Origin of the sequence: Zoogloea sp. 1C4 (assembly GCF_009469605.1) — a bacterium.
GTDB lineage: Bacteria > Pseudomonadota > Gammaproteobacteria > Burkholderiales > Rhodocyclaceae > Zoogloea > Zoogloea oryzae.
In genome coordinates this window covers 43,782-66,736 of the sequence record NZ_SSXU01000019.1, presented here as the reverse complement: position 1 = coordinate 66,736, position 22,955 = coordinate 43,782, and the positions used below count along the sequence as shown (strand labels likewise).

General features: G+C 62.7%; 25 protein-coding genes, 2 tRNA genes and 1 pseudogene. 5 read left to right on the top strand and 23 right to left on the bottom strand.

All coding sequences use genetic code 11. The annotated features are described in order from the left end of the window. Positions 1 to 37 precede the first annotated feature (37 nt). The 6 genes and pseudogenes from GH681_RS24150 to GH681_RS18320 all read right to left on the bottom strand — a co-directional run bounded on the left by GH681_RS24150 (position 38) and on the right by GH681_RS18320 (position 3,861). On the bottom strand, positions 38 to 229 hold the full coding sequence (locus tag GH681_RS24150; protein WP_153162998.1) for a 2-hydroxymuconate tautomerase: 192 nt from the start codon (positions 227 to 229) through the stop codon (positions 38 to 40). 24 nt (positions 230 to 253) lie between these two features. Next, a pseudogene (locus tag GH681_RS24145) lies at positions 254 to 424 on the bottom strand (2-hydroxymuconate tautomerase); the annotation flags it as partial. A gap of 56 nt (positions 425 to 480) precedes the next feature. Next, positions 481 to 1,512 carry a 4-hydroxy-2-oxovalerate aldolase gene (dmpG, locus tag GH681_RS18335; protein ID WP_153162987.1) on the bottom strand — a complete coding sequence of 344 codons (1,032 nt, stop codon included), beginning with the start codon at positions 1,510 to 1,512 and terminating at the stop codon, positions 481 to 483. A 103-nt stretch (positions 1,513 to 1,615) separates the two neighbouring features. Next, entirely contained in the window at positions 1,616 to 2,524 is a 909-nt protein-coding gene (locus tag GH681_RS18330) for an acetaldehyde dehydrogenase (acetylating) (protein WP_153162986.1), read from the bottom strand. Between the two features lie 30 nt (positions 2,525 to 2,554). Continuing rightward, positions 2,555 to 3,349 carry an SDR family NAD(P)-dependent oxidoreductase gene (locus GH681_RS18325; RefSeq protein ID WP_153162985.1) on the bottom strand — a complete coding sequence of 265 codons (795 nt, stop codon included), beginning with the start codon at positions 3,347 to 3,349 and terminating at the stop codon, positions 2,555 to 2,557. Positions 3,350 to 3,414: 65 nt separating this feature from the next. Then, positions 3,415 to 3,861 carry a heme-binding protein gene (locus GH681_RS18320; protein WP_153162984.1) on the bottom strand — a complete coding sequence of 149 codons (447 nt, stop codon included), beginning with the start codon at positions 3,859 to 3,861 and terminating at the stop codon, positions 3,415 to 3,417. A 204-nt stretch (positions 3,862 to 4,065) separates the two neighbouring features. Between GH681_RS18320 and GH681_RS18315 the strand changes: the two genes are divergently transcribed. After that, entirely contained in the window at positions 4,066 to 4,779 is a 714-nt protein-coding gene (locus tag GH681_RS18315) for a GntR family transcriptional regulator (protein ID WP_153162983.1), read from the top strand. Between the two features lie 82 nt (positions 4,780 to 4,861). Here GH681_RS18315 and GH681_RS18310 read toward each other — a convergent pair whose 3' ends face one another. From GH681_RS18310 to GH681_RS18275, 8 genes are all read right to left on the bottom strand, one after another. Beyond that, positions 4,862 to 5,791: a catechol 2,3-dioxygenase gene (locus tag GH681_RS18310; protein WP_153162982.1), complete on the bottom strand. Its 930-nt coding sequence runs from the start codon at positions 5,789 to 5,791 to the stop codon at positions 4,862 to 4,864. Positions 5,792 to 5,946: 155 nt separating this feature from the next. Further along, positions 5,947 to 7,002: an NADH:ubiquinone reductase (Na(+)-transporting) subunit F gene (locus tag GH681_RS18305; RefSeq protein WP_153162981.1), complete on the bottom strand. Its 1,056-nt coding sequence runs from the start codon at positions 7,000 to 7,002 to the stop codon at positions 5,947 to 5,949. Between the two features lie 71 nt (positions 7,003 to 7,073). Continuing rightward, positions 7,074 to 7,433, bottom strand: coding sequence for a phenol hydroxylase subunit P4 (locus tag GH681_RS18300; protein WP_153162980.1), 360 nt, complete (start codon positions 7,431 to 7,433; stop codon positions 7,074 to 7,076). Between the two features lie 63 nt (positions 7,434 to 7,496). Continuing rightward, positions 7,497 to 9,050, bottom strand: a complete 1,554-nt coding sequence (locus GH681_RS18295) for an aromatic/alkene/methane monooxygenase hydroxylase/oxygenase subunit alpha (RefSeq protein WP_153162979.1) — start codon at positions 9,048 to 9,050, stop codon at positions 7,497 to 7,499. A 22-nt stretch (positions 9,051 to 9,072) separates the two neighbouring features. After that, positions 9,073 to 9,342 carry an MmoB/DmpM family protein gene (locus tag GH681_RS18290; RefSeq protein WP_153162978.1) on the bottom strand — a complete coding sequence of 90 codons (270 nt, stop codon included), beginning with the start codon at positions 9,340 to 9,342 and terminating at the stop codon, positions 9,073 to 9,075. Between the two features lie 10 nt (positions 9,343 to 9,352). Further along, positions 9,353 to 10,348: an aromatic/alkene monooxygenase hydroxylase subunit beta gene (locus GH681_RS18285; protein ID WP_153162977.1), complete on the bottom strand. Its 996-nt coding sequence runs from the start codon at positions 10,346 to 10,348 to the stop codon at positions 9,353 to 9,355. Positions 10,349 to 10,395: 47 nt separating this feature from the next. Further along, positions 10,396 to 10,659 (bottom strand): phenol hydroxylase subunit, encoded by a 264-nt coding sequence (locus GH681_RS18280; RefSeq protein WP_153162976.1) that lies wholly within the window; start codon positions 10,657 to 10,659, stop codon positions 10,396 to 10,398. A gap of 348 nt (positions 10,660 to 11,007) precedes the next feature. Next, positions 11,008 to 11,355 carry a 2Fe-2S iron-sulfur cluster-binding protein gene (locus GH681_RS18275; RefSeq protein WP_153162975.1) on the bottom strand — a complete coding sequence of 116 codons (348 nt, stop codon included), beginning with the start codon at positions 11,353 to 11,355 and terminating at the stop codon, positions 11,008 to 11,010. Between the two features lie 253 nt (positions 11,356 to 11,608). On the opposite strand from GH681_RS18275, the gene GH681_RS18270 reads away from it, so the two are divergent. The 3 genes from GH681_RS18270 to GH681_RS18260 all read left to right on the top strand — a co-directional run bounded on the left by GH681_RS18270 (position 11,609) and on the right by GH681_RS18260 (position 16,614). Continuing rightward, the gene (locus GH681_RS18270; protein ID WP_153162974.1) at positions 11,609 to 13,282 is read left to right on the top strand and encodes a sigma-54-dependent Fis family transcriptional regulator; all 1,674 of its coding nucleotides are present in this window, start codon (positions 11,609 to 11,611) and stop codon (positions 13,280 to 13,282) included. A gap of 365 nt (positions 13,283 to 13,647) precedes the next feature. After that, entirely contained in the window at positions 13,648 to 14,154 is a 507-nt protein-coding gene (locus GH681_RS18265; RefSeq protein WP_153162973.1) for a phasin family protein, read from the top strand. A 285-nt stretch (positions 14,155 to 14,439) separates the two neighbouring features. Then, entirely contained in the window at positions 14,440 to 16,614 is a 2,175-nt protein-coding gene (locus GH681_RS18260; protein WP_153162972.1) for a PhoX family phosphatase, read from the top strand. A gap of 46 nt (positions 16,615 to 16,660) precedes the next feature. Here GH681_RS18260 and GH681_RS18255 read toward each other — a convergent pair whose 3' ends face one another. The 5 genes from GH681_RS18255 to GH681_RS18235 form a co-directional block, all read right to left on the bottom strand. Continuing rightward, on the bottom strand, positions 16,661 to 16,810 hold the full coding sequence (locus GH681_RS18255; RefSeq protein ID WP_153162971.1) for a hypothetical protein: 150 nt from the start codon (positions 16,808 to 16,810) through the stop codon (positions 16,661 to 16,663). Between the two features lie 62 nt (positions 16,811 to 16,872). Further along, entirely contained in the window at positions 16,873 to 18,780 is a 1,908-nt protein-coding gene (locus GH681_RS18250) for a SurA N-terminal domain-containing protein (protein WP_153162970.1), read from the bottom strand. A 122-nt stretch (positions 18,781 to 18,902) separates the two neighbouring features. Next, a tRNA-Asp gene (locus tag GH681_RS18245) sits at positions 18,903 to 18,979 on the bottom strand. 27 nt (positions 18,980 to 19,006) lie between these two features. Further along, a tRNA-Val gene (locus GH681_RS18240) sits at positions 19,007 to 19,082 on the bottom strand. Positions 19,083 to 19,119: 37 nt separating this feature from the next. Next, complete coding sequence (locus tag GH681_RS18235; protein ID WP_153162969.1) at positions 19,120 to 19,392, bottom strand: HU family DNA-binding protein; 273 nt, start codon at positions 19,390 to 19,392, stop codon at positions 19,120 to 19,122. On the opposite strand from GH681_RS18235, the gene GH681_RS24140 reads away from it, so the two are divergent. Then, on the top strand, positions 19,315 to 19,497 hold the full coding sequence (locus tag GH681_RS24140) for a hypothetical protein (RefSeq protein WP_367179982.1): 183 nt from the start codon (positions 19,315 to 19,317) through the stop codon (positions 19,495 to 19,497). The two genes, GH681_RS18235 and GH681_RS24140, sit on opposite strands and share 78 nt — an antisense overlap. A 176-nt stretch (positions 19,498 to 19,673) precedes the next feature. Here GH681_RS24140 and rpsT read toward each other — a convergent pair whose 3' ends face one another. The 4 genes from rpsT to GH681_RS18215 form a co-directional block, all read right to left on the bottom strand. After that, positions 19,674 to 19,952, bottom strand: coding sequence for a 30S ribosomal protein S20 (gene rpsT / locus GH681_RS18230; protein WP_153162968.1), 279 nt, complete (start codon positions 19,950 to 19,952; stop codon positions 19,674 to 19,676). Between the two features lie 155 nt (positions 19,953 to 20,107). Further along, on the bottom strand, positions 20,108 to 21,292 hold the full coding sequence (locus GH681_RS18225) for an acetyl-CoA C-acyltransferase family protein (RefSeq protein WP_153162967.1): 1,185 nt from the start codon (positions 21,290 to 21,292) through the stop codon (positions 20,108 to 20,110). Positions 21,293 to 21,323: 31 nt separating this feature from the next. Beyond that, positions 21,324 to 22,250, bottom strand: a complete 927-nt coding sequence (locus GH681_RS18220; protein ID WP_153162966.1) for a CobD/CbiB family protein — start codon at positions 22,248 to 22,250, stop codon at positions 21,324 to 21,326. Between the two features lie 93 nt (positions 22,251 to 22,343). Then, positions 22,344 to 22,946 carry a CoA pyrophosphatase gene (locus GH681_RS18215; RefSeq protein WP_153162965.1) on the bottom strand — a complete coding sequence of 201 codons (603 nt, stop codon included), beginning with the start codon at positions 22,944 to 22,946 and terminating at the stop codon, positions 22,344 to 22,346. Positions 22,947 to 22,955 lie beyond the last annotated feature (9 nt).

The following is a 22,955-nucleotide window of genomic DNA, read 5'->3' as shown; positions in this document are numbered from 1 at the left end:
CCCGGCAAGAAGGGAGCGGTTTGATGCGGAACCGGGTTCAGCGGCCAAGATCCTTGGCGGTCTTGCCGGCGATGCCCCAGTTGGTCTTGGGTACTTCCTGGATCCATACGCGGATCACCTGACGTGCTGCACCGACGGCTTCTTCGAGCGCCTGGGTCACGTTCTCGATGACGGCCCGCTTCTGCTCTTCGCTGCGCCCTTCGATCAGGAAGAGTTGGGCAAAGGGCAGCGCGGTGTCTTCGAGCGCCTCGACGCTTTCGCCGCCGATGCCGAAGTCGCATTTGGGCAGCTCGTGAATCCACACGCGGATGTTGGGCCGGGGCGCGCCGACGGCGTCCTGAAGGGCCTGGGTCACCTTCGTGATGACCGCACGCTTCTGTTCGGCGGAATGACCTTCGACAAGATGAACCTGCGCAAACGGCATGGTGTTCTCCGTGGCTTGTTGCGATGGTGTGGGGCGCCGGAGCGCCCCACTGCTGCTTAGACGGCCAGACCGCGGGCCTTGGCCATGGTGATGGCGGTGTCTTCGATCATGTCTTCCTGGCCGCCCACCATGCCGCGGCGGCCGAGCTCGACGAGGATGTCGCGGGCCGGGATGCCGTACTTGGCGCTGGCGCGCTTGGCGAAGAGCAGAAAGGAGCCGTACACGCCGGCGTAGCCGAGGGTCAGCGCGTCGCGGTCGATGCGGATCGGGAAGTCCATGATCGGGATGACCAGGTCTTCGGCCACGTCGGTGATCTTGGCGACATTCACGCCGGTGTCGATGCCCATCAGGTCGCACACCGCGACGAGCACTTCCATCGGGGTGTTGCCGGCGCCGGCGCCCAGGCCTGCGGCGGCCGCGTCGATGCGGGTGGCGCCCACTTCGATGGCGGCGATGGAGTTGGCGACGCCCATGGCGAGGTTGTGGTGGCCGTGGAAGCCCAGCTCGGTTTCGGGCTTCAGCGCGTCACGCACGGCGGAGAGGCGGGCCTTCACGCCGTCGGGCAGCAGGTGGCCGGCGGAGTCGGTCACGTAGATGCAGTTGGCGCCGTAGCCTTCCATCAGCTTGGCCTGCTTGACCAGCCCTTCGGGGCTGTTCATGTGGCTCATCATCAGGAAACCGACGGTGTCCATCTCCAGCTTGCGGGCCATGGTGATGTGCTGTTCGGACACATCGGCCTCGGTGCAGTGGGTGGCCACGCGGATGGTGTTCACGCCCAGCTCGCGGGCCATCTTCAGGTGATCGACGGTGCCGATGCCGGGCAGCAGCAGCGCCGAGACCTTGGCCTGCTTCATTAGCGGGATCACGGTGGAGAGGTATTCCTCGTCCGTGTGGGCCGGGAAGCCGTAGTTCACCGAGCTGCCGCCCAGGCCGTCGCCGTGGGTGACTTCGATCAGCGGGATGCCTGCTTCGTCGAGGCCGGTGGCGATCGACTTCATCTGTTCGAGGGACATGAGGTGACGCTTGGGGTGCATCCCGTCGCGCAGGGTCATGTCGTGGAGGGTGATTTTCTTGCCTTTGAGATCCATCGGGTTCTCCTGTGTTCTCTTGTAGGTCGGACTTCAGTCCGACAACTCACGTCGGTTCGTCGCTCCGCGTCGGAAAAGATCCGACCTTCGGGGCGTGGGGTGATCAGACGGGTTTCAGGGTCAGACGGCCGGCGATCATCTCTTCGGCAAACATCTCGGCGGTGCGCGCGGCGGCGGCGGTCATGATGTCCAGGTTGCCGGCGTACTTGGGCAGGTAGTCGCCCAGGCCTTCGACTTCCAGGAACACCGACACGCGGTTGCCGTCGAACACCGGGCCATTGACCAGCCGGTAGCCCGGCACGTACTTCTGGACTTCCTTGATCATCGCGGCGATGGACTCGCGGATCTCGTCCTGCTTCGGCTCGCCCTCGACCAGGCAGTGCACGGTGTCGCGCATCATCAGCGGGGGTTCGGCTGGGTTGATGATGATGATCGCCTTGCCCTTTTCAGCACCGCCCACGCGCTCGACGGCGCCCGCGGTGGTGCGGGTGAATTCGTCGATGTTCTTGCGGGTGCCGGGGCCGGCCGACTTGGACGACACGGTGGCGACGATCTCGCCGTACACAACCTTCTGGACGCGGGAGACGGCGGCGACCATCGGGATGGTGGCCTGGCCACCGCAGGTGACCATGTTCACGTTCATCTCACCCTTGCCCACGTGCTCGAGCAGGTTGACCGGCGGCACGCAGTAGGGGCCGATGGCGGCCGGGGTGAGGTCGATCATCAGCACGCCCAGCTCGTTGAGCTTGCGGCTGTTCTCGGCGTGCACGTAGGCGCTGGTGGCGTCGAAGGCGATCTGCACGCCGTCGGCCTTGATGTGGGGCAGCAGGCCATCCACGCCTTCGGCGGTGGTCTTGATGCCCATCTCGCGGGCCCGCTTGAGGCCGTCGGATTCAGGGTCGATGCCGACCATCCAGACCGGCTCGAGGACGGGGCTGCGCTGCAGCTTGGCCAGCAGGTCGGTGCCGATGTTGCCGGGACCGATCAGGGCGCACTTGATCTTCTTAGTCATCGTTGTGTTGTTCCTGTTGAGACGCTGGGGTTAAACCATGCTGCGGACTACGCCACCCTCGACCCGGAGGGCCGCACCCTGGGTTGCGGAGGACAGCGGACTGCAGACATAGGCGACCATGGCGGCGACCTCGGCGGGGTCGATGAGGCGCTTGATGATCGAGGTCGGCCGGGCATTGGCGAAGAAGGCCCGTTCGGCCTCCTCCACCGTGACGCCCTGTTCTTCGGCCAGACGACCGAAGAACGTCGCGACACCTTCTGTACGGGTCGGGCCGGGGAGTACGGAATTGACGGTGACGCCGGAGCCGGCGCAGGTTTCGGCAAGGCCCCGGGCGACGGAAAGCTGAGCGGCCTTGGTCATGCCGTAATGCATCATCTCGGCCGGCGGGCAGACGCCGGATTCGCTCGAGATGAACACCACGCGGCCCCAGTTGCGGGCCTTCATGGCCGGCAGGTAGCTGCGGGTGAGGCGCACGCCGCTCATCACGTTGGTTTCGAAGAAGTTGAACCACTCTTCATCGGCGATTTCTTCGAAGGGCTTGGGATCGAAAATCCCCATGTTGTTGACCAGGATGTCCACGTCCGGACATGCAGCAACAAGGGTTTCACAGCCGGTGACGGACGACAGGTCGGCGGCGATGCCGGTCACTTTTGCGCCGGGCACGGCGGCCTGGAGGCGCTCGACCGCGGCGGCAACGCCGGCACGGCTACGGCCATTCACGACGACTTCGGCGCCTTCGGCGGCCAGCAGCCGGGCGGTGGCAAAGCCGATGCCGGAGGTGGAGCCGGTGACGAGGGCGCGCTTGCCTGCGAGTTGAAGATCCATAAAGCCTCGGTTGGTGTGGGGGTGGGACTGCTGCGGTAGCCGGATGGGGGAACTGTCCGGTCTGATTATTCGGTGGCGCCGATGGCAGCCAGGGCGGCGCGGGCGCACTCCTCGTCCTGGGCTTCGGACGCGCCGGAGACGCCGATGCCGCCGATCAGCTCGCCATTCACGCGGATCGGCAGGCCGCCGCCAAACACCACCAGGCGCGGGCGGGCCGAGAAGCCGAACTTCATCCCGTCGTCGTGGCCGATGAAATCCATCCACTTCTTGGTGGAAAAGCCAAAGCCGGCGGCGGTGTAGGCCTTGTCGATGGCGATGTCGATGGACTGGATGAAGGCGCCGGGCATCCGCAGGAAGCCGGCCAGGTTGCCACCGGAATCGGCCACGGCCACATTGATCTTCACGCCGATCCGGGCCGCGTGCTCGACCGCAGCCTCGAGCGCCACGGTCACGGCTTCGGCGGAGATGACGGACTGGGGAACTGCGACGGCGGAAACGGGTTGATCGCTCATGGGGAATTCCGGTTCAAGAGTTGGAAAGGGCTAACGGCGGACCATCAGCACGGACAGGCGCGCGGGAGAACAATATGGGCTTCTGTTTCGAACGTCAATGGTTTTCTCGAGATTTTTTACTATCACCGGGATAAACGATTTCAGCTAAAATTCCACCGATGGCGTGTGCGTCCTGACCCGCCCTGAAACAGAGAACCCACCACGATGAACGACCTCGCTAACGTCCCCGATTTGTCCGGCCATCAGGCCGACGAGCCGAAGACCCTCGCCGAAGCGGCCTACCGCCAGTTGCGCCGCGACATCATCGAGGGCGTCCATCGTCCCGGCGAGAAGCTGCGCGTCGAACACCTCAAGGACCAGTACGCCGTGGGCGCCGGCACCCTGCGCGAGGCGCTGCAGCTGCTGGTGACCGATGCGCTGGTGGTAGCCCAGGGGCAGCGCGGCTTCCGCGTCGCGCCGATCTCCCTCGACGACTTCGAGGACATCACCCGCACCCGCGTGCTCCTCGAAACCGTGGCGCTGCAGCAGTCCATCGAACTCGGCGACGACACCTGGGAGGCCAATGTGGTGGCGTCCTTCCACATGCTGTCCCGCGCCGAAGAAAAGCTGGTAGATGGCACCAACGCCTCGCGGGAAGAATGGGAGCTGCGCAACCGGGCTTTCCATGAGGTGCTGATCTCCGCTTCCACGTCCCGCTGGCTGCGTCACTTCCAGAACATCCTGTACCTCCAGTCGGAGCGCTACCGGCGTCTGTCGCTGTTCCGCCAGCCGATCTCCCGCGATGTGCATGCCGAGCACCAGGCCATCGTCGATGCCGCCCTCGCCCGCAACTCGAAGGAAGCGGCGCGAATCCTCACCGAACACGTCCTGCGCACCCTCGAAGCCGTCCGCAAGCTGCCGGCCGAAATGATCAGCTGATCAGATTCGCGGATTACCGATGCCCCCTCTCGGGGCCAACAAAACGGCGGGATTTCCCGCCGTTCTGCTTTGCTGCCACCGATCAGGAAACGACGGTCAGGAAGCGCTCGTTGAGCTTGCGGTCGTGGTAGAAGATGCCCGCGCCGACTTCGTCCCAGGTCCACTTGACCGGCTTGTAGTCGGGGTAGGAATCGTAGCCGCCACAGAAGGTCTCGAAGCGGTTGCCGGACGGGTCAAACGCGTAGATCGTGGTGCCGCGGGTGATGCCGTGACGGGTGGGGCCGATGTCGATGGAGATCTTGTTCATCGACATGAGGTCGGCTGCGCGGAGCACGCGCTCCCAGCTGTCGAGCTTGAAGGCCACGTGGTGCAGCTTGCCCGGCTCCGGGTGACGCACGAAGGCGATGTCGTGGGCCTTGATCGAGCAGGACAGCCAGATCGCCAGATCGGTCTTGCCGTCTTCCATCACCACGTGCTCGACCAGGAAGAAGCCCAGCACCTTCTCGAAGATTTCCTGAACCTTCTCGATGTCCGGACCGTACAGCAGGCAGTGGTCCATGCGGCTCGGGGCGATGCCGTTCTCGGCTTCCTTGGTCCACGGGGCCGGATTGACATAGGGCTGGCCGTTGCCGACGTCGGTCTTCTCGGCGTACAGCTCGATGAAGTGGCCAGACGGCAGCTTGAAGCGGACGCGCTCGCCGGTTTCCAGCATTTCGCCAGCGGGGATGCGCTCGGTGGTCAGGCCGTAGGCCTTCAGGTCGCGGTCGAGCTTTTCAAGGGTGGCCTTGTCGGCAACCTTGAAGGCGAAGAAATCCACGCCGGCTTCGGCGGCTTCGCGGATCAGGACGCTGTTGTGATCGCGCTCGTCCCAGGCCTTGAAGTAAACACGCCCCTGGCTGTCGCGGCCGGTTTCGACCAGGCCGAGGGTGTTCTTGTAGAAGTTGATCCCCTCTTCCAGATCCAGCACGCGCAGGGAAATGTGTCCGGGACGAATAACACCAGTCATTGCCATGAAGCTCTCCTCCAGATTGTGCCCGTCCGGTTCTGATGGCCCGGATCGGTGCGATGTGTAATTGAAACTACGCGGAACTACGTTGAGACTGCATTCAAGAGAATACCGACGAATTCGCGATAATTTTGCACTTTCTCGATATTTCTTGATTAAGCTCAAACCCGCTTGAAGAGCGGGCTGCGGACCTGCTGGGCATCGGCTGCCGAGAAGAACTTTTCGGTGTAGATGTCGTTCTCGAACAGGCGGCCCTGCATCAGCGTGGTGATGCACGCGTCGATCATGATCGGGGGGCCACACAAGTAGGCCTTGTGGTCGCGGAAGTCATTGTCGAAGTGAGCCTTGGCGGCATCGTGGACGTAGCCGCGGAAACCCGTCCAGTCACTGTCCGCCGGCTCGTCGGAGAGCGCCGGCACATAGGTGAAGTTGGGGTGCTGCTCGGCCAGGGCGAGGAATTCGTCGTGGTAGTACAGCTCCTCACGGGTACGCTGGCCGTACACCAGGGTGATCGGCAGCATCGAGCCCTCCTCCAGCAGATCGAGGATCATGCTGCGCGGGCTCGACAGGCCTGAGCCGCCCGCCATGAAGATCGACGCCGAGGCCGCCGACTTGCGCACGAAAAAGCGTCCGTAGGGGCCGGAAATCTTGATCCGGTCGCCCACCTTGAGCTGCTGGTGGAGGTAGGTCGTCCCTGCCCCGCCGGGCACGATGCGGATGTTCAGCTCGATCTCGCGGCCGGTGGAGGGCGCGTTGGCGAGCGAGAACGCCCGGCTCACGCCGAGGCTCGGGATGTCCACGTTCACATACTGGCCGGCCTGGAAATGGATAGCCTCGTCCAGCTCGATGAAGATGCCCTTGATGGTCGGGGTGAGCGTCTCGATGCGGCTCACCGTGCCGGGGAAGTCGCGCACCGGGATCGACTCGGCGTCCGGGTCTTCCTCGATCTCGGCTTCGATGGTCACGTCGCTTTCGAGGCGCGCACAGCAGGCCAGGGTCTTGCCCTCGTCGCGCTCGAAATCCATCAGCGCAAAGGTGGAGGCTTCGCCGTGGTCCACCTCGCCATCGGTCACCTGCACCTTGCAGGTGGCGCACAGGCCGTGGCAGCAGGCATGGGGCAGCCAGATGCCCGCACGCAGGGCTGCGTCGAGGATGGTCTGCCCTTCCTCGACCTCGATCGTCTGGCCGATCGGTTCAATGGTCAGTTCGTAACTCATGATTGTTATCTGTTCTCGGTCGGGCGAAAGGGCGGCAACCCGCAAGGCGGATCGCCGCCGCGCTTAGTGCATCAGCTGCACGAACCCTTGATGCCGGTGAGGCCGGGGGTGCGGAAGCGGATCACGTCCTTGTGCTTCAGGCCGTTCTCGGCCAGCGACTTGTCGGCGTCCGGCTGCCAGGGCTGGCCGGACTTGAACCACTCGGCCTTGGCCCAGTCGATCTTGGCGAAATCCGGGTGATAGCCGAAGACGCCCGGCAGCACGCCGGCGAGGATGTCGCCGAAGCGCATCGTCGGCGGGAACGGAAAGGCAAAGGGGGCGCAGAACAGCAGGTGGTCTTCCCAGCCGATGTACAGCAGTTGGGCGCCGTGGAACTTGTCCACGGTGTCGGCAGGCGGGAACTCGTAGGTTTTAACGGCAGCAACAGCCATGTCGTGTCTCCAGTTCGTATTGGTTTGACGGCCGCGGGCAGGCGGTGCCCGCGGCGTCCGGCATCAGACGTTCTTGGTCGCCTGGCCACGCCATTCGGCGAAGTTCTTCTTGTCTTCCGAGATGTCGAAGTCGAGGTTGTCGCGGCCGAATTCCAGGTTGTAGTACTTCAGCACGGCAGCCAGCGGATCGAAGCCTTCCACGGTCGGGTCCGTGCCTTCCGGGAAGCAGTTGCCCTGGTAGATCTGGTGCACCGGCAGCCAGGCCTGGACGTACTTCTCGGGCTCGTCCTCGAAGATCTTTTTGCAGTGGTCCGAGCAGAAGTGGTACTTGTCGCCCTTGTAGTCCACCTCTCGGTAGCAGATCTTGGTCGGGTCGCCCGGCTCGGTGAAGATCATCGGGATCTGACAGGTCTGGCACAGCATGGGCAGCGTCTTGTTGTAGAAACGGTTGCCCTTGGCGGCCTCTTCGCGCCAGAACTCCATGCGCGGCCGGTAGTACTTGTCGTAGCTGTTGGGGTACTTGGAGGACAGCCACGCCATCTCTTCCTCGTCCGGCATCCAGGTGTGGAAGTTGGATGCGGCGGCGTAGTTGTAGAAGGTGCTCCAGGCCTGGTGCGAGAGGTGATCCTTCTCCAGGGCGATCTGGGCGGCGCAGTCCGGCATCTTGATGCCGTAGCGGGCCAGATCCTTGAACAGCGCGCCGCCGTTCTCCTCGAAGTAGACCTCCCAGGCTTCCTTCCAGCTCATGGTGCGCTTCGGCAGCATGTAGTCCATCATCATCGCGACGAGGGTCAGCACGCGGTAGCCGCGCCAGGTCCACTTGTCGATCCAGCGCTGGACGATGGGCACGTTGGCCGGGTCCTGCTGGAGGATGAACTTGATGACTTCCAGGCCGAGGGTCATGTGGCGGGCTTCGTCCGACTGGGCCGAGAAGCCGAAGGTCATGGTGCCCATGTCGCCGTTGTAGGCCGCGCCCGAAACGAAGGGCACGAACAGCAGGTTGGTCAGCACGTACTCGAACGAGAAGCCGATCGACACCATGAACTCGAACGGGCCGGCGGTGATGGCGTCGTCGAAGAAGCTCTTGGGCACCGACAGGAACCACACGCGGTCATGGGCGTGGTGGAAGTCGTGCATCCCGTTGTAGTACTTGTTGTAGTTCGAGATCGAGTGCACCTGGGTCTGGGCATGGCGGATCTCGTCCAGGGCCTGCATCAGGCAGGCGACGCGCGGGCCGGGGCCGGGGAACTGGCGGCCGACGTGGGAGAAGCCGCGGTGCGCCACGTATTCGAGCGGGCTGATGCCGCTGATGAACAGCTTGACGGTGTTCAGGTAGCGGGCGTCGGTGACGTTCAGGTGGCCGTTGTTCTGGTTGAAGGCGTCGATGATCGCGTAGAGCTTGCGTTCCTTCTCGGCCTGGTACTTCCAGTAGGCGTCCATGGTCAGACGGAACGGGTCTTCCCACTTGTCCCAATCATGGATCTTGATGCCTTCGTAGGCCATGTACGGGTAGATGTCTTCCATCTTCTGGTACGACGGCTTCCAGTCGAGGCCGCGGGTCATCACGGCGTAGCGCTCTTTCAGGCCGAGCTTCTTCTTGGCAACTTGCATGTCCATTGTTCGTGTCTCCTTAAATCGCTCAGGCGTTCCAGTAGAGGATCATCTCGTCGTCGGTCTGATCGAGGTTTCCGGAAATGGTGATCAGATTGACCTGCAGCTCCTGCAGGTCGTAGGGGCGGCCGATCAGTTCCTCGATGGTTTCGCGGCGCACCACGAGCTTCCCTTGGGCGTCGATCTTCACCATGGCCGGCTGTTCATTCACCGTGCAGTCCGGGTTGTCCTGGATGATGGCCTCGACGATGGGGCGGGTTTCTTCGTTGGTTTGCAGTGCAATGAATACGGTGGACATCGGGTGATCCTCAAACGGGCACGCCGGCCTTGGCCATGCGGGCATTGAATTGCTGGACGACCTCGGCGGTCAGCTCGTCGGTGCGTTCGGCCAGGGCGATGCGCGCAACCGGCACCAGGGCGGCCGCGGCGCGGTCACGCCAGGCGGTGGTCCAGCGGCCGAGGATCTCCTTGTTCTCGGGGGATTCAGCGGCGGCGGTCTTCATGGTGGCGTCGGTCCACTTCCGGACTTCGGCGTACCAGTCGGTCATGAACTGGGTGAGCATCGCCACAGGCGTGCCGCCCTTGGACGAGAGCACGTCGTCGATGATGGTTTCGTACACCAGCGGATACAGCAGGCCGTCCAGCGCCACGTTCTGGGCCACGAAGAGCTCGAACGGGTCCTTGATGACCATGGTGTCTTCCACGTAGCGACGCAGGCCCTGCCAGGCGTCGTCTTCCATCCACGCCGTCTTGGCGGTGTCGAGCACATCCACGTCGCCCAGCAGCAGCGCCACGCGGGTGATGTACTGAGCGATGCCGAGCTGGTCCATCGACTGGTAGATGCACGGCTGGGTGAAGGCCGTACCGTAGCCGTAGGCACAGATGCCGGCGTTGTTCATGTTGGAACCCCACGCCACGTGACGCAGCGGGATCAGCATCTTGAGCACGGTGTCGCGGATCTCTTCCGGCAGCGTGGCGGCGAGGCCGCGGTTCTCGACGAAGTCGAAGTTGGCTTCGGCGGTGTCCTGCTGCTTGGCCCGGGCCAGGGTGTAGGCGCCGTAGTAGAACTGGCGCGGATCCTTGAAGCTGTACCAGTCGGCCATCTTGACGGCGGTGCGGGCACGGTCGTAGATCAGGTGGTCGGGATCCCAGGTCGGCCGGTAGTGGAAGTTGACCTCCTGCTGCATGTCCAGGGTGCCTTCCTGGTAGCGGGATGCCGGCTTGTCGGCGCCGATGCGGCGGGCGATGTTGTCGAAGGTGTGTCGCAGCGGCTTGATGGATACCGTGCGAAGATCGATTTGCATGGGTTTCTCCTCCTTCTGTCTTTTGGGGTTTTCGGTGGTCAGTGTGCTCAGCGGAAACGCTGGTGAGTGGCCTCGTGGAGATTCCAGTCCCAGTCGCTGCCGTCCTCGGATTCCGGCCGGGAGCCTTCCAGGAGGATCACCCGGTTGGTCTTGCAGAATTCCTCGTAGGCCGCTTCCGGCAGGAGCATCTCCACGTAGAGCTCCGGATCGGAGATGGAGAACTCGAACTCCACCAGGCCATCCGGCCGCTTCTCAACAAGGCGCACGTACTTGCGGTTTACGTCTAGCGAGGGCTTCGTCGGGTCGCTCATCGTTTCCTCAATCTGGTCTTGAACACCAGACACCCCATATCAAGTAGCGTGCCAATCGCGATAAGCGACTGAGCAGAAAGGGGAAACGTGTTGCCGGGCAAAAATATCGATAAAAAAGAATTTTATCGATCGATCAATTGATGAAATGCTGCAATGCAGCTTGATGATCTGGTGAAGCGGCGTAACGCGTTACGCAATGCGCACCCCATACGTAACTTTCGGCCCAAAAAAAAGGCCGCCACATTGCGTGACGGCCTTGAAAAAACCAGGGAGCCCGACAGGAGGGAGGGATCTGTCGGTACGGGTGCTCCTGGTTGCGGAAACGGGAATGAGGGGTCGGGAACGACCTCAGTCGAAACAGGTGGTTTGTGGTGCGGGGGCTTCGGCGCCCTTGCAGACGGACTTCGCCATCTTGCCTACCACATCGAGCGAGATTTCGCCCTGGGGGTAGACCCGGCACGCCAGCACGACGCCCTGCGCCAGTTCTTCTTCCGACACGCAGGATTTGCTCATCTTGCGGGCGGCGTAGTCGCCAGCGGTGATGTGCACCTTGCACACTCCGCAGCCGCCGCCGCGGCACCCCACCGGGATGCCCTTCCGGCCCAGCATCTCCATGCCGCGCAGGAGGTTTTCGTCCTCGGCGCACAGGTAGCGCTCGCCGGTATTCTCAATATGAATCAGGTGCTTTGTTGCCATGTCTCCTCCTTCGGCCCCGGCGTGGCCGATCGATGTCGGCCTTCATCCGCTGCTCGCTATTTTTCTCGAGATTTTGTATTATTATCGCTAATGAACGGATAACGCAAGCTGATATGAACATTTTCCCGGTGTGCTGCCTGCGCCGGAGTTCGAACTCCGCCTGCGTGATATGAGGTTGACCTGCCACTGCCCCGGCTTCCAACGCCGGACATAAACTCACATCAAGGCCAGTGGACACGACGGAGGAGAGAGCTTGAGCACCATCCGGTATCCGCAGGATCGCGACCTGCGCAGCCTTGTGCGCTTCTGCGCCGACAAGGGCATGATCTGGCTCGACGAGCACCGCATGATCCTCATGCACGCCGCGGCCATGTCCGCCCTGCGCAAGGAGCTCATCGACTCCCTCGGCATCGACCAGGCGCGCCGCATCCTCACCCGCATGGGCTATGCCTCGGGCGCCCGTGACGCGGAGCTCGCCCGCAAGGTGCGTCCCGGTCAGCGCATCGAGGACGCCTTCGTCGTCGGCCCCCAGCTGCACATGCTCGAAGGCAGCGTCTATGTCACGCCCGTCGCCCTCGACATGGATGTCGAGGGCGGCACCTTCTACGGCGAATTTCTCTGGGACAACTCCTACGAAGCCGAAGCCCACGTGGGCGAATACGGCCACACCGAACACCCTGTCTGCTGGATGCAGATCGGCTACGCCTCGGGCTTCACCTCGGCCTTCATGGGGCGCTTTATCCTGTTCCGGGAAGTCGAATGCGCTGCCACCGGGCAGAACCAGTGCCGCATCGTCGGCAAGCCCGTCGAGGAGTGGCCGGACGCCGCCGAAGAAGCGTCGTACTACGAGGCCGACTCCATCCTCGCCCACATGCTCGAGTTGCGGGGCCAGGTGGACGCCCTGCGCGCCTCCCTCGAACACGGTCAGCAGCCGCCCAACCTCATCGGTTCGTCGTCCGGCTTCCGCCACGCCTATTCGCTGATCGACAAGGCCGCGGCCACCCACGTCACGGTGCTGCTGCTGGGCGAGACCGGTGTCGGCAAGGAGCGCTTCGCCCGCGCCCTGCACGACATGAGCCGCCGCGCCGCCGCGCCCTTCGTGGCCGTCAACTGTGCCGCACTGCCCCACGAACTGATCGAATCCGAGCTCTTCGGTGTAGAGAAAGGCGCCTTCACCGGCGCCCACGCCTCCCGCGCCGGCAAGTTCGAACGGGCCGACGGTGGCACCCTCTTCCTCGACGAGGTCGGCGAACTTCCACTACCAGCCCAGGCCAAGCTGCTGCGGGTGCTGCAGGAAGGCGAGATCGAGCGCCTCGGCGACGAGCGGGTGCGCAAGATCAATGTGCGCCTGGTAGCGGCCACCAATGTTGATCTGCAGGCGGCGGTCAAGGCCGGTCACTTCCGCAGCGATCTCTTCTACCGGCTCAATGTTTACCCGGTGCGGATTCCACCCCTGCGCGAGCGGATCGCCGACATCCAACCGCTGGTCGAGGCGATGGTCCAGCGCTTCAGCGCGCTCCACGACAAACGTGTGGCCGGCATCACCGACAAGGCCCTGCGCGCCCTCAAGAGCTACGCGTGGCCCGGTAACATCCGCGAGCTCGAGAACATCATCGAACGCGGGATCATCCTCACGCCCCAGAACGACTGGATCGAGATCGAGCACCTGTTCACCGAGCCCCAGGATTTCGGCGCCGTCCAGCACACCATCAACGACGCCGGTTCGCTGGCTGACGCCGAGTGCATCCGGGAAGCCCTGTGCCGCCAGATCATGACTTCCGGGCTGGGGCTCGATGACCTCGAAGAAGCGCTGATCCAGCACGCGGTAAGAGAATCCAACGGCAACCTGTCCGGCGCCGCCCGGCTGCTGCGCATCACCCGTCCGCAGCTCAACTACCGCTTGAAGAAGAAGGAAGCCGCCGACTGACCGGCGGCCCTGCCCAACGGCCTGGCGGGCATTGCGGGCGCCTGATGGATGCTGCTTCCTGACTGCGCAATCCACCACCTCGACATCCGTGATGCGCTCATCGATCGCCCTGCCCCGGCAGCGTGATCCGCTATGCCAACAACACGTGTTCGACCACTTGGGCCAATCCTGGCAAAGACATCGCAAACACTTGAAGCTGCAAGTGTTGCTGCAGTGCAACATTTTTGATTTTGCTGCACGATTTTTTGAGTACCGTCACTTTCTGCAGCGACTCTGTGTGATATTGTTTTCTTCAGGAGTTCTCGACCGACATACCATCGGCGTCCGCTCTGGCCCTTACTATCAAAATCGTGGAGGAAGGAAATATGGCAACCAAACAAGAACAGCAACTGAACGAGATCCAGAAGAAGAACCTCGAGGCCGCCATGCGCCTGGCCCAGCTCTCCATCGAGAACTCCCAGCGCATCATGGAACTGCAGGTTGGTACCGCCAAGTCCCTGTTCGAGGAAGGTGTCGCCAACGCCAAGGCCCTGTCCGGCGTCAAGGATCCGGCCGAAGCGATGAGCCTGCGCACCTCCTACGCTCAAAGCACCACCGAGAAGATGCTGGCCTGTGCGCGCGAGATCGCCGAGATCACCGCCAAGACCCAGGCTGAAGTCGGCAAGATGGTCAGCGAGCAGCTCACCGGCGGCGGCGCCGACATGTTCGAATCCATCCAGAAGATGTTCAAGGGCATGCCCATCGGCGACCACAACGCCCTCGGCACCATCCAGGGCGCCATGGACACCGCTCGTGCTGCCTACGAACAGATGACCAAGGCCTCCACCGAAGCCTTCCAGGCCTTCACCAAGATGGGCGGCGGCAAGAAGTAAGCATCGCTTGCCAGCAGTTTGAAAACGGCACCTTCGGGTGCCGTTTTTGTTTGGGTCCGCGCATCGGACGCACGGCCTCGATCAACCCGATGGCGCATGGTTGATTTCCCGCCCTGGCCTGCGCGCCCCCTCCCCGCCCGGATCAGCACTGGCGTCGTAGCCCTGATTGCAGATATCGCCACCACCGGTCCGGGGGCATTGGAGGACATCACACGTTAATCAGCTTGTCACGTCGACGACGCAAGATTCAGGCCTTGATCGCAGCCCCACTGGAGATTTGTACCCATGAGCACGAAGCCTGTCACCGCCCCGACACCGATGAATGATGGCGAAAGCACCAACACATCCCTCAACGCACATATCGACGACATCATTGCGGTTCGCCTGAGCCGTCGCGGGGTGCTCAAGGGCGGAATCGCAGCGACCACGACCGCGCTCTTTGGCAGCCTTGGCCTCAGCGCGTGCGGCGGCAGCAGCTCCACGTCGGGCGACTCCACACTCAGTCTCGGCTTCGAGGCGGTCGCCAAGAACAAGAACGACGTGGTCACGATACCGGCCGGCTACGAGGTCAGCATCCTCCACGCCCTTGGCGATCCCCTGACCGCTACCGATGCTGATTGGGCCAACAATGGCTCCGAGACGGCCGACTCCTACAACCGTCGCATCGGTGACGGCCACGACGGCATGCACTACTTTGGCCTGTCGGATGCGGGCGCCTATCAGGCCGACCGCTCGGATCGTGGCCTGCTGTGCGTAAACCACGAATACGTCGTCGGCCCCTTCGCGCTTCACCCGAGCGGCCGCACTGCCGGCGCCAGTCGCACCGCCTCCGAGGTGGACAAGGAGATCAACGCCCACGGCGTGAGCGTCTGCGAGATCCGGCGTGGCAGCAGCGGCAATGCCATGACTGTCGTCAGGAGCTCGACCTACAACCGCCGCATCACGTCGGCCACGCCGATGAACTTCGGCGGCGCGGCGCGGGCCTCCAGCCTGCTGAAGACCAAATACTCGGCCGACGGTACCGCCACCCGTGGCACCAACAACAACTGCGCCAACGGCTACACACCGTGGGGAACCTATCTCACCTGCGAAGAGAACTTCACCAATGTCATCAGCCGCGCCACCGGCGACAATGCCAACCGCAGCGCCAAGGAAATCACCGGCCTCAACCGCTACGGCATGACTCAGGGGCGCAAGAGCCCGTACTTCTGGGAAACTGCGGGCACGGACGACCTGTACGTCCGCTGGAGCGCTTCGGTGACCGGCGCCACCGCCGCCGACGACTATCGGAACGTCTTCAACACCTTCGGCTGGGTTGTGGAGATCGATCCGTTCAACCCGACCTCCACCCCCGTCAAGCATACGGCCCTGGGCCGCTTCGCCCACGAAGGCTGCTGGCCGTGCAACGCAGTGGCGGGCAAGCCTGTCGTCTTCTACACGGGCGACGACTCCCGTAACGAGTACATCTACAAGTTCGTCTCGAAGGCCCTGTGGGATGCCGCCGATGTGGGCAAAGGCATGACGGCCGGCGCCAAATACATGGACGAAGGCACCCTCTACGTCGCCCGGTTCAACGCCGACGGCACTGGCAACTGGATAGAGCTCACCTACGGCAAGAACGGCCTGGACGCCAGCAATGTAACCTACGCCTTCGCCGACCAGGCTGACGTACTGGTCCATGCACGTCTGGCGGGTGACTCGGTTGGCGCCACCAAAATGGATCGTCCCGAGTGGGGCGCCGTCAATCCGGTCAATGGCGAGGTCTACATGACCCTCACCAACAACAGCAACCGGGTTGCCCCCACCGCCACGCCCAGCGGTAGCCAGCTCAAGCCGGACACCGCGAACCCCCGTTACTACGAGGATCTGAAGAGCGGCACGACCTCCCAGAAGGGCAACCCGAACGGCCACATCATCCGTTGGCGCGAAGCCGGGAACGACCCCGCCGCAACCACCTTCGCCTGGGACATCTACCTGTTTGGCGCTGAAGCAGCAGCAGCTGCCGACGTGAACCTCTCCGGCCTCACCGACATCAACGACTTCTCCAGCCCGGACGGCCTGTGGTTCGACCGCAACGGCATGCTGTGGATTCAAACCGATGATGGTGCCTACACTGACGTCACCAACTGCATGATGCTGGCGGCGATCCCCGGCAAGGTGGGCGATGGCACCGCGGCGGTTGCTGCCGGTGGCACTGCCACCATCAAGGGTGCCAACGCGACCAGCGCCACGCTCCGCCGCTTCCTGGTCGGCCCGAAGGACTGCGAAATCACCGGCATCGCGATGACTCCGGACCGCAAGACGATGTTTGTCAACGTTCAGCACCCTGGCGAGGACGGTAGCCTCGCCGCCCCCACCAGTGCCTGGCCCTCAAGCCAGACCGACGCAAGCTCGACCCGCCGCCCTCGCTCCGCGACCATCGTGATCACGCGTACCAATGGTGGTGAGATCGCGGTCTGAGGTGTTCAGCACGCAAGACTGATCCACAACTCAGCACGCACCACCCTCAACCTCCTGCTCCGGCAGGAGGTTTTTTTTGGCCGGCGACAATCTCCCGTCCCGGCACGCTATTGATCCGGGCCACCCCGCGATCTCCCGCCACTTGCAGCTCGCGGCCCAAAAAAAATGCTTGCCGACCAATCAGGTCGACAAGCATCGAGTGTCGTCATGGGCAACGCCTGTTACTGGACGCTCAGCAGACCAGCAACAGGTGGTGAATCAGCGCTCCTTCGCAGCCTCCAGCGCCTCGGCGTTGACCTTCACGTTGTAGCGCTTGCGCAGCATCATCATGTAGGCACCGAAATCCTGTTCCGCCATCACGCGGGCGTACTGCTGCTTGATGGCGGCCAGGCGCGGATCATCCTGGCTGGGCGCGGCCGGACGGCTCACCTTTTCGATGCGGAACAGGGAGTAACCCGCGTTCGGCAGCTTCACGCCGACGTAGCTGGGCAGCTTGTCGCTCGGGGCGCGGTACACCGCCCGCATGATCTCCGGAGGCACACCCTGCATCGTCCGCTGGACGGTTCGCGCCGGGCTCCACTGGAGCTCGACCGATTCGCCTTTGGTCAGTTGGGCGAGCTTGGCTTCGCCATCCTTCTCGGCAAGTTTGACCGCCTCGTCGAGCTCCAGGCCCTTCTCGATCGCGGGCTTCACTTCTTCGAAGGCCCGCAGGGACGCCGGCTTGAACTCGGCCACCCGGGCGGCAACCAGCATGCCGTTGCCCACGTCCACCGCGTTGGTGTTGCGCTTGTTCTTCACCGCGTCGTCAGAGAACAGTTCGCCCAGCAGCTTCTCGTTGTCGAACGGCGCAGCCGCCTTGCCGTTACGGGTAACCCAGTCGGTCGTCTTGACCACCAGCTTGAACTTGTCTGCCGCCGGCTTGAGGCTGTCCGCCTGCTCATAAACGGTGTTGCTGAATCCTTCGACCAGCTCGGCAAACTTCTTGGCAGCCTCGGTGCGCTTGAGTTCGGCAGCGATCTCGCCCTTCACTTCGTCAAACGCGCGCACCTTCTCGGCCTTCACACCGGTGAGCTTGATGATGTGAAAACCGAAGTCAGACTGCACGACACCCGAGACTTCACCTTCCTTCGACATGCCGAAGACCGCATCCTCGAAGGGCTTCACCATCGATCCGCGCGCAAAGAACCCGAGATCCCCGCCCTTCTCTGCCGAGCCCGGATCCTGCGAGTTCTCCTTCGCCAGCTTTTCGAACTCAGCCGGATTGGCCTTGATCTGCTTGAGCAGGCCTTCCGCCTTCTCCCGGGCGGCCTTGACCACATCCGCCGCCGCGTCCTTGTCGGCCTGGATCAGGATGTGGCTGGCACGGCGCTCGCCACCCTGGCGGAACTTGTCCTGGTGGGCATCGTATTCCTTGCGGATGTCGGCATCGGTGATCGCCAGCTGATCGGCCACCGCGTCACGGCTCAGCACGATGTACTCGGCGCGCAGCTGGGCCGGCACCTCGAACTGCTTGCGGTTGGCGTCGTAGTACTTCTGCGCGGCGTCATCGGCGAGCTTCACGGACGAAACGTACTGCGGCGCAGCGAAGCGGCTCTCGCTGACCACGCGCTCTTCAAGCTGAACCGCAAACACCTGCTCGGTGGAAGCACGGGGCACCATCACGCCCTCGGCCACCGCGCCCAACACCTGCTGCAATACCAGATCGTGACGCAGGCGCGATTCGAAGACAGCCTGGGTCATGCCCTGCGCCTTGAGCATCGCCTCGTAGCGCGGCAGCGAGAAATGCCCGTTCTCCTGGAAAGCGGGAATGCCGGCGATGGTGCTGCGCACGCGCTCATCCGAGACACGCAAACGCATCTTCGCGGCGTCGAGTGCAAGCAGGCGCTGATTGACCAGATTGTCGAGAACCGCCCGCTTTGCTTCCGGCGTTTCCATCATGGCGGGGTTGAAGCTCGCCCCGAGCGCACCGCGCATCCGCTCCTGCTGTTCGCGCTGCGCCTGCTGGAACTCGGCCTGCGTGATCGCCACCTCGCCGACAGATGCCAGTTCGCCACCCTGCCCCGCGTTTTTCACATATGAATCAACGCCCCAGAAAGCAAACGGAAGCGTGATCAGTAAGAGGAACACCTGAACAATTTTCTTGTTGTTGCGTACGGCGTCAAACATGCTGAATCCTCGGAGGCTGCTGACAATGCGGGAGTTACGCGAAGAAGCGACTTGAAATCGAAACGAAAAAAGCCACACACGTGGCTTTTTTCGTTTATCACGCCCTGCGGCAGTGACAAATGTGGCGGAGTGGACGGGACTCGAACCCGCGACCCCCGGCGTGACAGGCCGGTATTCTAACCAACTGAACTACCACTCCAAATCAGGGCTGGCCATCCGGGTTGGATGGTGGGTGCTGACGGGGTCGAACCGCCGACATTCGCCTTGTAAGGGCGACGCTCTACCAACTGAGCTAAGCACCCGCTCAATCGCTGCAAAGCCAGCGAAAGCAACAGCCCTTCAGTCTAGCGCATCCTTCAGTGCTTTGCCAGGCCTAAATTTCGGGATCTTGGCAGACTTGATCTTGATGCTCGCGCCCGTGCGGGGATTCCGCCCGGTGCGGGCTGCGCGCTTGCCTACATGGAAAGTACCGAACCCGACAAGGGTTACACTTCCGCCCTTCTTGAGCGCCTGCTTGACTGCGGCAATCGTGGCATCCAACGCCCGGCCTGCCGTTGCCTTCGGAATATCTGCGCTTTCAGCAATCTGATCAATCAATTCGGATTTGTTCACATCAGCCCCCTCGTTATACAATTTAACAAACAGGAAACTCCGACATCGAATGCTGGCGCGATATTCGGCTCTCGCACGAGCGCCCAAGTTGTGGCAGTTATATAACGCGCGAAAAATCGCGGTGTCAAGGGACAAACCTACTCTAATGCGTCATTTGACGTCGGACTCGATGCGAAGACGGGCTTTGATTTATCAGACACACAAAAACAAAAAGGACCGCATATGCGGTCCTTTTTGTTTTGCCAGACCGTCGCACTTGGCGACAGCGGGCTCACGCGAACTTAAGCAGCAGCAACTGCGCCCATCCCCTTGATGGCGGCGGACAGGCGGCTCTTGTGGCGAGCGGCCTTGTTCTTGTGAATGATCTTCTTGTCAGCGATGCTGTCGATCGTGCGCTGGGAAGCGACGAACACTTGCTGAGCAACTTGCTTGTCACCGCCGAGGACCGCCTTGCGGACAGCCTTGATGGCAGTGCGCAGACGCGAACGCAGGCTCATGTTGAGGGCGCGGGCCTTGACAGCTTGACGGGCGCGCTTACGGGCTTGTGCCGAATTGGCCATCTTTTAGTAATCCTGAAAGAAATGCAGTAAAGCTGTGGATTGTATGGGAAACCCCGATGACTTGACAAGCGTTTTACTTGCTATTTGTACAACTTTCTTGAAACGCCAAGGCCCCGCCTTGCGACGGGGCCTTGGGGCTTACTGCAACGAAGCGATCAGACGCGTTCGAAGATGGTCGCGATGCCCTGACCACCACCGATACACATCGTCACCAGCGCGTAACGGCCGCCGGTGCGCTGCAGTTCGTAGAGCGCCTTGGTGGCGATGAAGGCACCGGAACAGCCGACCGGGTGACCGAGGGCGATCGCGCCGCCGTTCGGGTTGGTCTTGGCCGGATCCAGACCAAGAACCTTGGTCACAGCCAGCGCCTGCGCGGCAAAGGCTTCGTTGGACTCGATGACATCCATCTGGTCAAGGGTCAGGCCAGCCTTCTTGAGCGCAAGGCGGGTCGCCGGGATCGGACCTTCACCCATGATGTCGTTCGGCACACCGGCAACGGCGTAGGAAACGAGGCGAGCCATCGGCTTGTAGCCAGCGTTGGCAGCGGCAGCAGCATCGGCCAGCACGAAGAAGGCGGCGCCGTCATTGATGCCGGAAGCGTTGCCAGCGGTGACGGTGCCATCCTTCTTGAAGGCGGGCTTCATCTTGGCCAGGGATTCCATGGTCGTGCCACGCTTCAGGTGCTCATCGGTGTCGAACACCACTTCGCCCTTGCGGGTCTGCTTGACGATGGGGACGATCTGGGACTTGAAGCGGCCTTCGTCGATGGCAGCAGCAGCGCGACGCTGGGATTCAACGGCAAACGCATCCTGCTCTTCGCGGGAGATGTTGTGCTTGGTCGCCAGGTTTTCAGCGGTGATGCCCATGTGGCCAACGCCGAACGGGTCGGTCAGCACGGCAACCATGGAGTCAATGGCCTTGGTGTCACCCATGCGGGCGCCGGAGCGCAGCGCGGGCAGCATGTAGGCGGCCTTGGACATGACTTCGACGCCACCGCCGATACCGAAATCGGAATCACCCAGCAGGATGTTCTGGGCGGTGGTCACGATGCCCTGGAGGCCAGAGGCGCACAGGCGGCTAACCTGCATCGCGACGGAGTCCATCGACAGACCGGCCTGGATGGAGGCGACACGGGAAACGTAAGCGTAACGGGAGTCGGTGGGCATGGTGGTGCCCACGGTGACGTAGTTGATCAGCTGGGGATCAACGGCGGAGCGGGCAACCGCTTCCTTCATCACGATGCCGGCGAGTTCGCTGGTATCGAAGTCAGCGAGCGCGCCACCGAAGGCACCGATGGCAGAACGGACAGCGCTCAGAACCACAACTTCACGATTAGCCATATTTATTCCTCCTCTCAATTACTACGGGAAATTACCAACCCATCCTTGCCACGCTCAGCAGTGCCAGTACAAGAAACACCAGCACAAGCGTTCTCCAGACCAAGCCGATAGTGCTTTGCATGAAATCGGCGTCCGCATCATCGCCGATTCCCATTTCAGGACGTTCAACTACTTCGCCGGATTCGAAGATCGGCATGCCGAGGCGGACGCCAAGCGCCCCTCCCCCGCTGGAAAGCAGTATACCGGAAGCCTTGTCCTTCCATTGACTGGCCTGCGCGCGCCAGCAATAGACGCCGTCCTCGAAGTCGCCGACGATCGAGAACGCCGCCGCCGAAAGGCGCACGGGCAGCCAGTCCAGGGCCGCGCAGGCCTTGCGGGAGAACTCACCGAAGTCGCCGAAATCAAGCCCGCCGCTGCGACAGCCCCACTCCTGATCGAAGAAGCGTGCAAGGCGATAGAGCAAGGCGCCGCTCGGGCCGGGCAGGAGAATGAACCAGAAGATCACGCCGAAGACATTGCGGTGAGAGGCAATCAACGCCTCTTCGATGGCCAGCCGGGCGACTTCGCTGGAACTGGATTCGTCGTGGGAGCGGCCGCGCCACTCGCTGATCAGCTGCCGCGCACGGGGCAGCTCGCCCATTCGCAGCGCCAGCTGGATGTCGGTGAAATAGTGGCTGACGTGACGGAAACCCATCGTCAGGTAGAGCACAACCACATTGAAGGCCAGCGCCAGGACGAAGTGGATGTTCCAGAGCAGGAAGTAGACCAGCGCCGAAGCGAAACAGACGGACAGGATCGCGACCCACCACGCCACGGCGCCGTGGCGGGCTTCGCCGTCGTTGAAACGGTCTTCAAGAAAACGCGCAAAAGCCTTGAGGGGCGCCTGGACGAAACGCTCGACGGAGAGCGGACGAAGTTGCTCGATGAGCAGGGCGACGATCAGCGAAAACAGGGTCATGCGGCGGGGGGCTTTTTGAAAGCCCTCGAAGTTCAGGCCTATTGGGGGTTGCTCAAGATACCACCAAACGCACCCAACACAAATGCCGTTCGCTCAACGGTGGAAGAATCGATACAGGCTGACGATCATCCCGGCCGTCGCGCCCCAGATGAAGTAATCGCCATAGGGCATCGCGTAGTACTCGCGCAGCTTGCCGCGCACCTCCACCCGATGCAGTTGGTGATTGGCTTCGTCCAGGAGAAAGGACAGCGGCACCTCGAACACCTCGGCCACCTCGAAGGCGTCGGGCGAAAGCTCGAAGGGCGGCGTGACCAGCCCGACCACCGGCGTCACGTCGAAGCCGGTGCCGGTCCGGTACTGGGGCAGACAGCCGAGCAGCTCCACGTGGCGCCGCGCGAGGCTTATCTCCTCTTCCGTCTCGCGCAGGGCGGTTTCGATGGGGGAGGTGTCCTGCTCTTCGACACGCCCACCGGGAAAGCTCACCTGACCAGGATGGTGGTGCAGATGATCGGTGCGGCGGGTGAGGAGCAGCGTGGGCTCGGACTCGCGGAGTACGATGGGCACCAGCACTGCAGCCGGGCGCAGCGGGCCGGACGGGATCCCCTCCTCCACCGGCGAATCGAATCCCTTGTCGTCGGCAAAGCGGTGGCGCAGCCAGTCGGCAGAAAATCGCGGGGGGGATTTCAGACCACTCATGAGTTCAGA

Coding starts and splice junctions, on each gene's coding strand:
- dmpG (WP_153162987.1), bottom strand. CDS start 1,512: ATGGATCTCAAAGGCAAGAAAATCACCCTCCACGACATGACCCTGCGC.
- GH681_RS18330 (WP_153162986.1), bottom strand. CDS start 2,524: ATGACTAAGAAGATCAAGTGCGCCCTGATCGGTCCCGGCAACATCGGC.
- GH681_RS18325 (WP_153162985.1), bottom strand. CDS start 3,349: ATGGATCTTCAACTCGCAGGCAAGCGCGCCCTCGTCACCGGCTCCACC.
- GH681_RS18320 (WP_153162984.1), bottom strand. CDS start 3,861: ATGAGCGATCAACCCGTTTCCGCCGTCGCAGTTCCCCAGTCCGTCATC.
- GH681_RS18315 (WP_153162983.1), top strand. CDS start 4,066: ATGAACGACCTCGCTAACGTCCCCGATTTGTCCGGCCATCAGGCCGAC.
- GH681_RS18310 (WP_153162982.1), bottom strand. CDS start 5,791: ATGGCAATGACTGGTGTTATTCGTCCCGGACACATTTCCCTGCGCGTG.
- GH681_RS18305 (WP_153162981.1), bottom strand. CDS start 7,002: ATGAGTTACGAACTGACCATTGAACCGATCGGCCAGACGATCGAGGTC.
- GH681_RS18300 (WP_153162980.1), bottom strand. CDS start 7,433: ATGGCTGTTGCTGCCGTTAAAACCTACGAGTTCCCGCCTGCCGACACC.
- GH681_RS18295 (WP_153162979.1), bottom strand. CDS start 9,050: ATGGACATGCAAGTTGCCAAGAAGAAGCTCGGCCTGAAAGAGCGCTAC.
- GH681_RS18290 (WP_153162978.1), bottom strand. CDS start 9,342: ATGTCCACCGTATTCATTGCACTGCAAACCAACGAAGAAACCCGCCCC.
- GH681_RS18285 (WP_153162977.1), bottom strand. CDS start 10,348: ATGCAAATCGATCTTCGCACGGTATCCATCAAGCCGCTGCGACACACC.
- GH681_RS18280 (WP_153162976.1), bottom strand. CDS start 10,659: ATGAGCGACCCGACGAAGCCCTCGCTAGACGTAAACCGCAAGTACGTG.
- GH681_RS18275 (WP_153162975.1), bottom strand. CDS start 11,355: ATGGCAACAAAGCACCTGATTCATATTGAGAATACCGGCGAGCGCTAC.
- GH681_RS18265 (WP_153162973.1), top strand. CDS start 13,648: ATGGCAACCAAACAAGAACAGCAACTGAACGAGATCCAGAAGAAGAAC.
- GH681_RS18260 (WP_153162972.1), top strand. CDS start 14,440: ATGAGCACGAAGCCTGTCACCGCCCCGACACCGATGAATGATGGCGAA.
- GH681_RS18255 (WP_153162971.1), bottom strand. CDS start 16,810: ATGCTTGTCGACCTGATTGGTCGGCAAGCATTTTTTTTGGGCCGCGAG.
- GH681_RS18250 (WP_153162970.1), bottom strand. CDS start 18,780: ATGTTTGACGCCGTACGCAACAACAAGAAAATTGTTCAGGTGTTCCTC.
- rpsT (WP_153162968.1), bottom strand. CDS start 19,952: ATGGCCAATTCGGCACAAGCCCGTAAGCGCGCCCGTCAAGCTGTCAAG.
- GH681_RS18225 (WP_153162967.1), bottom strand. CDS start 21,292: ATGGCTAATCGTGAAGTTGTGGTTCTGAGCGCTGTCCGTTCTGCCATC.
- GH681_RS18220 (WP_153162966.1), bottom strand. CDS start 22,250: ATGACCCTGTTTTCGCTGATCGTCGCCCTGCTCATCGAGCAACTTCGT.
- GH681_RS18215 (WP_153162965.1), bottom strand. CDS start 22,946: ATGAGTGGTCTGAAATCCCCCCCGCGATTTTCTGCCGACTGGCTGCGC.